The organism is Parafrankia elaeagni, from assembly GCF_000374165.1.
Taxonomy (GTDB): domain Bacteria; phylum Actinomycetota; class Actinomycetes; order Frankiales; family Frankiaceae; genus Parafrankia; species Parafrankia elaeagni.
On record NZ_KB893741.1, the window covers coordinates 23,995 to 36,098 of the forward strand.

Below are 12,104 nucleotides of genomic sequence, written 5' to 3' on the forward strand. Positions count from 1 at the left end.
GGGAAGATCAGACGGTGGCAGGCACCAAGGTGTTCGGCATTGACCTGGGCACCACCTACTCGTGTATCGCCCAGGTCGACGAGTACGGCCGCCCGGACGTGATCCGCAACATCGAGTCTCAGCCCACGACACCCTCTGTGGTCCTGTTCGACAGCGCCGGTGAGAGCGCCGCGTCCGCGGGCGCGTCCGCGGGCGAAGTCGGCGCCGCGGGCGGGAGCGGGAGCGCCGCGGGGGCCGACAGCGGCGGGTCGGGCTCCTTCGTGGTCGGGACGCAGGCCAAGCGCCAGGCCCGGATCCGCCCGGACGACGTCGCGCGGCTGGTGAAGCGGCACATGGGTGCCTCGGACTGGCGGTTCGTGGCCCACGACGTCGAGTACAGCGCCGCCTCGGTCTCCAGCCTGGTCCTCAAGGCCCTCGCCGCGGACGCCCAGCGGGCGACCGGCACGCCGGTGACCGACGTGGTGATCACCGTCCCGGCGTACTTCGGTGACGAGGAGCGCAAGGCGACCAAGCTCGCCGGCGAGCTCGCCGGCCTCAACGTCGTCGACATCATCAACGAGCCGACGGCCGCCGCGTTCGCCTACGGGTTCGCGCAGGACGGCCAGTCCACCGCCACCGTGCTGGTGTACGACCTCGGCGGTGGCACGTTCGACACGACGGTGATCAGGCTCGACGGGAACGACATCACCGTGGTGGCCACCGACGGCGACCACGAGCTCGGCGGCGCCGACTGGGACAACGAGATCGTCCGCTACCTGGCGCAGAAGTTCGTCCAGGAGCAGCCGGACGCCGGTGACCCGCTGGACGACGTCTACGACGAGCAGGAACTGCTCACCGGCGCCGAGGACGCCAAGCTCGCGCTGTCGGGACGGGAGAGCGTCGACGTCCTGGTGGTGCACGGGGGGAAGCGGTGCAGCGTCACGCTGACCCGGGCGACCCTGGAGGAGATCACCGCGCCGCTGCTGCAGCGCACGGTGGACCTCACCGCCTCGGTCCTGCAGCGGGCGAAGGAGAAGGGCGTCGACACCATCGACCTCTGCCTCCTCGTCGGCGGGATGAGCAAGCTGCCGGCGGTCGCCCGCCGGCTCGGTGAGACGTTCGGCCTGAACTGCCGGCTCGCCGACCCGGACCTCGCCGTCGCCAAGGGTGCGGCTGTCTACGGTCAGAAGAAGGCGCTGGAGCGCGAGGTCCGTGCGGAGCTCGTCTCGAGCGGGCGGCTGCGCCCGGACCAGCCGCTCGACGCCGCCGCCGCCGGCGACCTGGAGGCGGCCGCGGCCGCGAGCGCGTCCGCCGCCGGGCTGACGACCTCCTCCGTGGTCGACCTGGTGCGCACCCGGGTGACGGACGTCACTTCCCGCGGGTTCGGGATCTTCGCGGAGGACCGCGGGTCGGCCGTCGCGGCCTTCCTCGCCCACCAGAACGACGCCCTGCCGATCCAGGTGAAGCGAACGTTCTACACGATCTCCGACGACCAGGCCGAGGTCGACATCCGCGTCTTCGAGCAGGGCACCGGCGTCGAGTCGACCCGCATCGACGACAACAAGGTGATCGTGGCCGGAGCGATCAGCGGCATCCCGGCCGGGCACCCCCGCGGCACTCCGGTCGAGGTCAGCTTCGAGATGGGCCGGGACCAGACCATCCAGGTGACGGCGACCCATGTGGGCGCGTCCGAGCCGCTGGTGCTGCGGGTCAAGGCGGGGGTCGGCAGCGAGAGCATGAAGACCGAGGAATCGGCCAAGGTCAACCTGCTCAAACAGCGGGACTGACCGCCGCCGGGAGCCCGGGCGGGTCGGGGCGACCACCACGGTGGCCGCGGGCCCGGACGGGATCCGTACCCTCGTCGGAGGAGCGGAGTGCCCGGCAGGCGGGCGGGGGTGGAACGAGGGTGGAGCGGTGAGCGCGGCATTCGACGGCAGCGGCTACCGGCGACGGGTCCTGGCTCCGCTGCGCGCCCGGACGCCGGTGGACACCACCGACCCGTTCCTGATCGCGGACCTCGACCCGGCCCGGGAGGACACCGACTCGGACGTCGCCGCGCGGCTGGCCCGGGTGATGGCCTTCCTGCAGCGCGAGCGCAACTCGGCGAAGTACGCGGCGCTGGCGACGGAGCTCGTCCGCCGCCGGGCCGAGTGGGAGGCGCCGCTGCTCGACGGCGACACCCGGGCGCACCTGCGCCAGCTGGTGCTCGACGCCCGCCGCAGCGGGGATGCGGAGCGGCTCGCCAAGGTCGACGGCTATCTTGTCACGCTGCGTGATCGTTTTGGTGGCATTCCGGAGTCCCGTGTGGCGGGCCTGCGCCGGCTCGCCGCCGCGGCGGGTGTCACCGGCGCCGAGTTCGACGCCCGTCTCGCCCGCGAGCACATCATCGCCGACGGCGAGGGATCCGGTGTCGCCGCGCTGGCGCCGGAGGTTCGCAGCCAGATCCGGCAGCGCCTCGAGGACCTGCGCGTCCTGCGCGGCGGAGACCAGGTCGGCACCGCCTCGCTGTGGGACTTCCTGGGCCTGCCGCCCGACACCGGGCCGGACCGGATCCGGGCCGCCTGGGAGGCGGTGGCCGCGGGCAACGCCCGGCGACCGCACGACCGGGAGAAGACTCTGACGGCGGACCTGCTGGCGATGGTGCGCTCCCGGCTCGTCGAGGGCGACCCCGCGGCGTACACCGCCGGCCTGCTGGCGGACGTCGCGGACGAGCTGCGCCCGGTCGTCGAGGAGCACGTGGTGCTCGACGGCGAGCTGACCGCGGTGGCCTACGAGGGCGCGGTCCGGGCTGCCCTGGCCGCTGGCCGCGGGCTCGGCGCCGAGCAGGTGAAGACGGTCATCCTCGGCATCGCGCGCGATCTCGGCGCCGCGGTGAGCACCGGGGGCGCCGTCGACTACGTGCTGTGCTCGGGCTGCGGACGTCCCGAGCCGGTCGGCGGGTCGGCCACCTGCCGCTACTGCGACACCGGGCTCTACACCACCTGCCCCGCGTGCTCGGCGCTCACCGAGGCGGCCGCCGTGACCTGCCGGCGGTGCGGCCACAGCCTGCGCCAGGTCCGGGCCGCCGGCGACGCGCTGACCGCGGTCCGCCAGGCCCTCGAGGGCGGGCGGCCCCGGGAGGCCCGCGAGGGCCTGGCCCGTGCCCGCGCGGCGCTCGCGGCGGCCGGGCCGGCCGGGGGCAACAGCGCCCGGGAGTCCGCGGAGGAACTGGAATCACTGGTCCGCGCCGCCCTCGGCGCCGCCGAGGCGGGCTGGCGCGCCCTTCTCGAGGACCGCGCCACCCTGCGGCCGGACGCCGCCATCGAACGCGCCCGCTGGCTGGTCGCCCGGGCCGCGGACGTGCCCGGCCCGGACGGCCGCACGCCCGCGGACGTCCTCGGCGAGCTGACCGCGGAGCAGGCGGTGATCCGGCGCCGGGTCGAGGCCGCTCGCGGGCTGCCCCCGCACCAGCGGGAAGCCGCCCTCGTCGCGGTGCTCGCCACCGCCGTCGACAGCCAGGACGCGCTGCGCGCGCTCGCCGCGGTGCCACTCGCACCCCCGGACGACCTCACCGCAGCGGTGGTCGACAACGCGGTCGTCCTGCGGTGGCGGCCGTCCCCGTCCGCCGGGCCGGTCACCTACCGGGTGGAACGGATCACCGAGCAGCCGGGCTCGGCCCGGGCCGACCGGCGGGCGCTCGGCACGACCGGCGCCACCGAGCTCGCGGACGCCGGTGCGCCGGCCTGGGCGACGGTCCGGCACGAGGTGACGGCGCTGTCCGGCGACCGGCGGTCCCGACCGGTGACCACCCGGCCGGTCATCGCCGTCCGCGACATCGCGGACCTGCGCGCCGAGGCGACGCCGACCGGGGTGCGGCTCACCTGGCGGCCCGGCGGGCCCGCCGACACGGTCACCATCGAGCGGATCGTCGACCCGGACTCCGAGGTGACCGCCCCGTCGCGGCGTGCCCGCGTCACCGGCGGCAGCTTCCTCGACCCGGACGTGCTGCCCGGGGTGGGCTACCAGTACCGGGCGTTCGTCGAGTACACCGACATCGACGGCAACGCCGCCCGGACGGTGGGAGCGCAGGCCGAGTTCGGCGTGCCCTCCCGGCGCCGGCCGGTCACCGATCTGATGACCGGCTCGGAGGGCGATCAGGTCGCGTTGCGCTGGAACGCCCGGGCCGGGGCGGAGGTGCGGGTCTACGCGGTCCCCGTTCCGGTGGCCGGCCCGGTCACGTTCGCCGGCGCCGGCATCGGTGTGTCCGGCACATCCGGCACATCCGGCCGGTCCGCCGCGGCGGGGGCGGGTCTGCCGGGCGCGGTCGGCCCCGGCCTTCCCGGAGAGCCGACGTCCGGGCCGCTCGCCCTGCTGGGACAGGAGGGGACGGAGGTGCCGCTCGCCGCGCTGGTACCGCCGCTGCGGCTGGTCGGCGCCAGCCGCTACGGCCAGCTGCGGGACGCGGCGGTCCCAGGCAGCTCGGGCCTGCGGGAACTGATCTACACCCCGGTGACGGTCACCGGTGATCTCGGTGTGGTCGGGCGATCGGTGCGTCACCGGATGCCTGCCCCCGTCACGCCCCCGGCGCCGCGGGCCGCCGATCACGCCGGGCGAGACGCTCCGGCCCCCCTCGGCCGTTCTCCGCTGCCATCCCTCTCGCCGGGCACGCAGCCGGTGGTGATCGACGTGATGCCGATGCCTCCCGCCGTCCAGCTGGTGGAGACGTCGGTGCCCCTGACGTCCGCGGTGCCCCTGACGTCCGCGGTGCCTCTGACGTCCGCGGTGCCTGTCGCACCCGCCGTGCCCGCGGTGCCTGTCGCACCCGCCGCACCCGCCGCACCCGCCGCACCCGCTGTGCCTGCCGTGCCTGCGGCGCACGCGCCGATGTCGGGGGTGTCCGATGATCTCGCCGTGGCCGCACCCACGACCGGCGCCTTCTGGCTGCCCACCGGCCCACCGATCTCCGGCCTGCCGGTGGCCGGCCGGGCGGCTGGCGGGCATGCACCCGCCGGCCCGCCGCCCGCCTCGCAGCCGGTTACCGGGCCACCGCCTGCCGGGCAGCTGGCGGCCGGGCGGATGATGGCGAACGCGGGTCCGCCCACCGCCGGGATGCCGGTGCCCGGCCCACTGACGGCCGGAGTCCCGATTCCGGAACCGCTCGCCGCGGGGCTGCCGGTTCCCGGGGCTGCGACGCCGAACGGCGCCACCGAGCACACCGAGTACACCGAGTACACCGAGCACACCGGGCCGTACGGTGCGCTCTGGCACGGCGTTCCACCCATGCACGCAATGGCACCTGTGACTCCGATGAATCCGACGGTACCGGGGAGCCCGGACGGCGGGCCGGCAGTGCCGGGCGCCGCTCCGAACGGCAGGGGCGGCGTCGGCCACGCCGACGGGCCGGAGCCGGCGCTGATGATGGCCGCCGGTTCCGGCGCGGATCAGACGCCCCTGCCGGCCGCGGCGCCGAACCCGGCCGAGCTGAGCTCGGTGTCGTACACGGTGTCGAAGGCGGGCTGGCGGCGCCGGACGCTGCGGGTCCAGGTACGGTCCACCGGGCCGACCCCACGGCTCGTGCTGGTGGCCCGGCCCGGCGAGGAACCACCCTCGACGCCGGCCGAGGGCCAGCCGCTCACCGAGCTGCAGCCTGCCGGGTACGCCGGGTCCTGGACCATGGAGGTCACCCTCGAGGGCGCGCAGCTGCCGTGGGGGGTGCGCCTTCTTCCGGTGGTGACGCCGGACGGGCCCGCCCTGTGGGTGGATCATCCCGAGGACAGTCAGCTCGTCATTCGCTGAGGCCCGTCCGAATCGCGCGGAGACCTCCGCCGCCTGACCGATGACGCTTCGCGGAGAACCGCGAAGAAATTCGCCGTAGCGAAGCCGATGTGGTCTGGATCGCCTGGACAACACGGTTCGTTGTGTATCCGTTACTTAAGCGCGCCGCTTCTGGGTGCTAGTTGATCGCCGATTTTCCCGCTACCACTCCGCATATTTCCCGGTAGTACTGCCCCCGTTCGGGTTGGTCCCTTACGATGAGTCCGTTCAGTCGTGTGCAGTTTGGTCGGATTCTTCTGAGGTCCGGCCGGCGAACCGGAGAATCCGTCGGACGCCGTCGGCTCTGGCACCGCAGCGGCGCGCTGGGTCACACCACGGTGGTGGCGACCCGGAGGGGACGAGCCGCGGGGAGGCACCACGAGTCCTCCCGCGTGTGCCGGTCGTGTGTCCGCCGATGATCCGCGCCACAACCGAAAGGCGGCCCGCGAGCATGGCCTCGACACTCGGCGGCCGACCGACCCCTCGGGTCGACCGCCTATCCCGCGCTGGTCTCCGCCGGCGCTTCGCTGTCTGTCCTTCCTCCCGCACGTCCGGCCAGCGCATGTCCGGCCAGCGCACGTCCGGTCAGTTCGGGCGCAGGCGTGGCCGCCGGGTCGGCCGCGGGCCCCGGCTGGGCCTCGCCGCCGCGTTCGCCATCCTGCTGTCGCTGGAGCTGGTGTCTCCCGCGGGCGCCGTGGCTGCCGGCGTGACGCCGACCCCGTCCCGTTCCCCGGCCGGCGGCGCTGGCCCGGGTGACCCGCAGAGCCCTGCCGATCCAGGAGCCGGTCAGCAGGTTCCCGTCGCCGGCCTGACATCCGGCCCGGCCGCGACCGGGCGGGCGACTCTGACGGTCGTGCTGTTCGACGGCGACATCGTGCTTGTGGGCGGCCGTGGTTTCAGTGCCGACGGCGATGTGACCGTGACCGCGGCCACCACCGATCTCGGTGGTTCGGCAACGGCCCGTGCCGGCGCGGACGGTCGGTTCATCCTCGGTTTCCAGGTGCCCGCCGGGTTCGCCGGCCGGGTGACGGTCACCGCGCGGCAGGGCTCGCTGGAAGCCAGCGGATCGCTCGACGTCGTCGCCACCGAGGCCGCGGCCCCGGAAGCCACCCTCACCGAGGATGCCCCGGAGAACCCGGCCCCGGAGGACCGGGACCGGGTTGTCTCCGCTCCGACCTCCTCGGCGCCGTCCACTTCCGCGCCGGCGGCCACCGGCGCTCCGGCCCCGGCGCCTGCGCCCAGCCCGGCCACGCAGCCGGCCCCCGCCGGTTCCGGCGGCGGTACCGGCGGGGCGCACTCGGGCCTGCCGTGGATGTCGGGCGTCTACCCCTCGCACGTCCTGTCGCAGGTCCTGTCGTTCGGCAACTGGCGCGGCCGGCCGAACGACGTCGCGCACGTGTTCACCGTGCGGACCAAGGGCTGGTCTGCGATGGTCGAGCCGCGCTGGCCGCTGGACCTGTACAAGGGCTTCCAGGGCAAGCTGGTGATCAGCCAGCCGACCTACCCGAAGGGCCAGGGCAACAACGCGGCCTGCGCCCGCGGTGAGTACGACGAGCACTGGAAGAAGTTCGGCACCTTCCTGAAGAACAACGGCCGTGCCGACTCGATCGTGCGTATCGGCTGGGAGTTCAACGGGACGTTCATGTACTGGCATTCGGACGCGGCCGGGACGCAGTTCCGGGACTGTTTCCGCAGGATCTCCACGGCCATCCGGTCGACTGATCCGGAAGTGAAGATCGACTGGACGTTCAACGCGCACGCCTCGCCGGTGCCGAACGGTGGATCGCCGTGGGCGGCCTACCCCGGGGACGAGTACGTGGACTACGTGGGTATTGACTCCTACGACTGGTACCCGGCGTCCCGGAACGAGGCCGAGTGGAACCGCCAGTGCGACAACCCGAACGGTCTGTGCTACCTCCTGGACTTCGCCCGCCAGCACGGCAAGAAGGTCGGCGTGGGTGAGTGGGGTGTGGCTTCCTGCAGCCGAGGCGGCGGGGGTGACAACCCCTTCTACATCCAGAAGATGTACGACACGTTCATGGAGTACAAGGACGTGATGGCGTACGAGGCGTACTTCCACGACGCCGCGCCCGGGAACGTCTGCTCGACCATTCAGAACGGCGGCCAGAACCCGAAGGCCTCCGCCACCTACAAGCGGCTGTTCGGAAGGGCCTGACACCGCTTCGCAGAGTAATCGACCAGTTCCTGGCACGGGTCGGCGTCCCCAGCGACAGGGACGCCGGCCCGTTTGCGTGTCGACAACTGTTGTGCATCCAGGTGTCGTGCGGTGTTTCGTCCCGGATCCCCGAAGGGGCGGGGTACCGTCTGCGACGGGCCCTCTGTCCCGCGCTGACCGCCCTGCGACCCGCGCGGCTCTGCGGGTTGGGTGAGGGATACGGCCTGGCCGTTCCCGATTCCGTGGATCGTCGTGCACCGCCCCCGCTGCCGGAACGTCCTGACAGGAGCGAGCCGCTTGCGTCATTTCAGTTTCCTGGACGACGCCAGCGCGGGTGCGCTGTTCCACCGTGCTCCCCGGGAGATCGTCCCGACCGACGACCGGCGGCTGGTGGCCACGGCGCTGGGTGCCACCCTGTACGCCCCCGGCACCAGGCCACGCCTGGCCAGGGACGTCCGGCGGCAGGTGGCGGCAGGTGTGACGTCGATGGTCCTCTGCCTGGAGGACGCCATCGCCGACCACGAGGTGCTCGGCGCGGAGTCGAACGTCGTGGCCGCCCTGGACGATCTCGGTGCGGATCCCCCGCGCTGCGGAGCCGGCCCGCCGATGTTGTTCGTCCGAGTACGTGCCGTGGAACAGATAATGACGCTGCTGGGCCGCCTGAGCCGCCCGGCGCGCGCCCTCATCGCCGGATTCGTGCTGCCGAAGTTCGGCATCGAGAACGGCGGCCCGGGTCTCGCCGCGGTGCTGCGCGGATCGGAGGTGCTGGGCCGTCCGCTGTGGGCCATGCCGGTGCTGGAAAGCCCGGCGGTCATCTTTCGTGAAACGCGGGTCGACGAACTGGGCGGTGTGCGTCGGCTGATGGACGAGTACACCGACAACGTCCTTGCCGTGCGGCTGGGGGCGACGGACCTCTCCGGTCTCTTCGGGCTGCGCCGGGACCGGGATCTCACCATTTACGACATCGCGGTGGTCCGGGACTGCATCGCCGACATCGTGAACATCTGCGCCCGCGGTGGTGACCATGTGGTCACAGGTCCGGTGTGGGAGTACTTCGCGCAACCGGAGCGATTGTTCGTCAGCGCGCTGAGGGTCACGCCGTTCGAGGAGGCCGACCTGGTCCACGGCAGCGAGCAGGGAGCCCGGATCCGGTCCGAGCTGGTATCCGCCGACTTCGACCGGCTCATCCGGGAGGTCGTGCTCGACAAGGCCAACGGCCTCATCGGCAAGACGGTGATCCATCCCACCCATGTGCCGGCCGTGCACGCGCTGCACGTCGTCACCCAGGAGGAGTACGAGGATGCGGAGGTGATCCTTGCCGGTGACACGGGCGGGGTACGGGCGAGCAGCTACGAGAACAAGATGAACGAGCTTCGTCCGCACCGGCTGTGGGCCGAGGCGGTGCAGCGGCGGGCACAGGCGTTCGGCGTGCTGCGCGAGGGCCTCACGTTCGTCGACGTGCTGGCCGCGACCCAGGACGCGCTCCGATGACCGCGCTGGTCCCCGGCGGGCTGGTCCCCGGCGGGCTGGTCCCTGGTGGGCTGGCACCCGGCGAGCTGGCTCCGCCTGGCCCGCCGGCGAGCCGGCCGTCCGGTCCGGACTGGCTGTGGGAGGCGCTCGGGCTGCGGATCGAGGTCCGTCAGGACGGGGAGCAGGAGCCACCGCAGGAGCACCACGGGGAGGAACTGCGGGAGCTGGTGGGGCTCGCCCTGCGGCGCAACCCGCGGCGGGCCCACCTGTTGGTCAGCCGGGTCCTCGGCAAGCACCTGCCGGTGCCGCCGGCCGTCGCGCTCGACGCGGGCGCCCGGCTGGCCGACCTGGTCCGGGCCCTGCCCGAGCCGGGCCGCGGGCCCGGTCCGGCGTCGACAGCGGCGTCGACAGCGGCGCCGGCGCCGGTGGTCATCGGCTACTGCGAGACCGCGACGGCGCTGGGCCACGCGGTCGCCGACGGCCTGCCGAACAGCCACTACCTGCACACGACCCGCCGGGCCGTCCCGGGCACGACCCCGCTGCTGGAGTTCGTCGAGTCGCACTCGCACGCCACCCACCACTGGCTCATGCCGGAGGACCCCGGCGTGCTCGCCGCGCCGGGTCGGCTGGTACTCGTCGACGACGAGCTGTCGACCGGGCGCACGGCCCTGGGGACCATCCGCATCCTGCACGCGTTCGCCCCCCGGACGGACTATGCCGTCGCCGCGCTCGTCGATGCCCGGCCCCCCGCCGCGCGGGCCGCGTTCGCGGCCCTCGCCGCCGAGCTGGGCGTGCGCCTGGACGTCGTCTCACTGGTCGCGGCCACGGTCTCCGTGCCCGAGGACGTCACCGAGCGCGCCAGCGCCATCCGCGGCTCGTACGCCGCGCTCGCCCCCGCGCCCGGCCCGGTGGCCGCCGCCGGCGGCCCGTCTCCGGAGGGCGCGGTGGCGGCGGTCCCGCCAGCCGCAACGGTGACCCGGGTGGCGGTGTCCTGGCCGGCCGGGCTGCCGGACGGGGCGCGGCACGGCTGGTCGCCGGCCGTCCGCGAGCGCCTGACCGAGGCACTTCCCGCCGCCGCCCGGGACATCCTGACCGCCCTGCGGTCAGCGCACGGAGACGGGGCGGCCCGCGGTGGCGACATCCTGGTCCTGGGCACCGAGGAGCTGATGTACGTGCCGATGCGGCTGGCGCACGGTCTCGCCGAACTGACGGAACGGCATGTCGTCTACCAGTCGACGACCCGGTCGCCGGTGCACCCGCTGGACGTCGACGGCTACGCCATCCGGTCGTCGCTCACCTTCCCCGCGCCGGACGATCCGGGGCGGGTCAGCCATGTCTACAACGTCGGGCCGGGCCGCTACGACGACATCGTGGTCGTCGTCGACTCGGGTATGGACGGCCGCGGCCCCGTCCCCGGTGGGCCTGCCCTGGACGGGCTGCTCGCCGAGCTGGCGGCCTGCGCGCCGGTGACCGTCGTGACGCTGCCCTGCTACGTCCCGGAGCGTGTGGCATGACCATCTCCCCGCCCGCGGGTGTCGGCGGACGCCCGCTGATCGGCTCCGGGTCGTACCCGCCCGAGGACGTCACGTTCCTGCTCACCGACCTGAGCGCGGCGAACCTGGAACGGCCGACGGAAGATCGGGAGGAGGGCTTCCAGTCCGGCCGGCACTACTCCGAGGACCTGCCGATCGAGTACCAGCCGGATGCCGCCTACCTGGAGATCTACCGCCAGGCGCTGGACCGCTCGGCGCGCCGGGTGGCCCTGGCGACCGGGATCGTCGCCGAGCTCGTCCGGCACACCAAGCCGGCGCCGGTGCTCGCCTCGATCGCCCGCGCGGGCACGCCCATCGGCATCCTGATGCGGCGCTGGTACCTGTTCCGGCACGGCCTGGACGTCCCGCACTACGCCATCTCGGTGATCAAGGATCGGGGCGTGGACCTGAACGCGCTGCGGCACATCACCGACCGGCACCCGGCCGCGGCGGTCCAGTTCGTCGACGGCTGGACGGGCAAGGGCGTGATGACCCGGGTCCTCACCGAGGCGGTGCGCGGGCTCGGGCTCGACGACACCCTCGCCGTACTCGCCGACCCGGCGCGCTGCGTGTCGCTCTTCGGCACCCGGGACGACTTCCTGATCCCCAGCGCCTGCCTGAACTCCACGGTCAGCGGCCTGGTGAGCCGCACGGTGCTGAACGCCGAGCACATCGGCCCGGACGACTTCCACGGCGCCAAGTTCTACGGCGAACTCACCGAGCACGATCTCTCCCGGCACTTCGTCGACACGATCGTCAGCCGCTTCGACGAGGTGGCCGACGAGGTCGACCGTGAGTGGCCCCGGCTGTGGGCCGCCGACCGCACCCCGACCTGGGAGGGCTGGGCCGCCGTCGAGCGCATCGCCGCCCGGTTCGACATCCCCGATGTGATCATGGTCAAGCCCGGGGTGGGGGAGGCGACCCGGGTGCTGCTGCGCCGGGTGCCCTGGCGGATCCTGGTCGCGCCCGACCGGGTCGACGAGCTCGCGCACGTGCTCGCGCTCGCCGAGGCGCGGGGGGTGCCGGTGGAGGAGATGGAGGGCCTGCCGTTCTCCTGCGTCGGCCTCGTCCGGCCGGTGCGGTCGGAGGCGGAGGGCGCGCCGGTGTTCCACACCCCCGCGGCGCGCTGGCGCCCGGTCGCACCGTGACCTCGG

Annotated in this window: 6 protein-coding genes; all 6 read left to right on the plus strand. The window is 73.7% G+C overall.

Features of this window, described 5'->3' with window-relative positions:
- The first annotated feature begins 14 nt into the window (after positions 1–14).
- The 6 genes from B207_RS0121720 (at position 15) to B207_RS0121750 (ending at position 12,098) form a co-directional block, all read left to right on the plus strand.
- Entirely contained in the window at positions 15–1,766 is a 1,752-nt protein-coding gene (locus tag B207_RS0121720) for an Hsp70 family protein (RefSeq protein ID WP_018638704.1), read from the plus strand.
- A gap of 127 nt (positions 1,767–1,893) precedes the next feature.
- A complete protein-coding gene (locus B207_RS0121730; RefSeq protein ID WP_018638705.1) occupies positions 1,894–5,754 on the plus strand; it encodes a zinc ribbon domain-containing protein in 3,861 nt (1,286 codons plus the stop codon).
- A gap of 580 nt (positions 5,755–6,334) precedes the next feature.
- Positions 6,335–7,948, plus strand: a complete 1,614-nt coding sequence (locus B207_RS0121735; protein ID WP_018638706.1) for a glycoside hydrolase family 26 protein — start codon at positions 6,335–6,337, stop codon at positions 7,946–7,948.
- 297 nt (positions 7,949–8,245) lie between these two features.
- Positions 8,246–9,439: an HpcH/HpaI aldolase/citrate lyase family protein gene (locus tag B207_RS0121740; RefSeq protein WP_018638707.1), complete on the plus strand. Its 1,194-nt coding sequence runs from the start codon at positions 8,246–8,248 to the stop codon at positions 9,437–9,439.
- The gene (locus tag B207_RS0121745; RefSeq protein WP_018638708.1) at positions 9,436–10,932 is read left to right on the plus strand and encodes a phosphoribosyltransferase family protein; all 1,497 of its coding nucleotides are present in this window, start codon (positions 9,436–9,438) and stop codon (positions 10,930–10,932) included. Before B207_RS0121740 ends, B207_RS0121745 begins: the two co-directional genes overlap by 4 nt.
- The gene (locus B207_RS0121750) at positions 10,929–12,098 is read left to right on the plus strand and encodes a cysteine protease StiP family protein (RefSeq protein ID WP_018638709.1); all 1,170 of its coding nucleotides are present in this window, start codon (positions 10,929–10,931) and stop codon (positions 12,096–12,098) included. The genes B207_RS0121745 and B207_RS0121750 overlap by 4 nt, the downstream gene beginning before the upstream one ends.
- Positions 12,099–12,104 lie beyond the last annotated feature (6 nt).

What these genes read in the sequence shown, in the direction of transcription:
- B207_RS0121735 (WP_018638706.1), top strand. Translation starts at nt 6,335, where the DNA reads ATGTCCGGCCAGCGCACGTCCGGTCAGTTCGGGCGCAGGCGTGGCCGC.
- B207_RS0121745 (WP_018638708.1), top strand. Translation starts at nt 9,436, where the DNA reads ATGACCGCGCTGGTCCCCGGCGGGCTGGTCCCCGGCGGGCTGGTCCCT.
- B207_RS0121750 (WP_018638709.1), top strand. Translation starts at nt 10,929, where the DNA reads ATGACCATCTCCCCGCCCGCGGGTGTCGGCGGACGCCCGCTGATCGGC.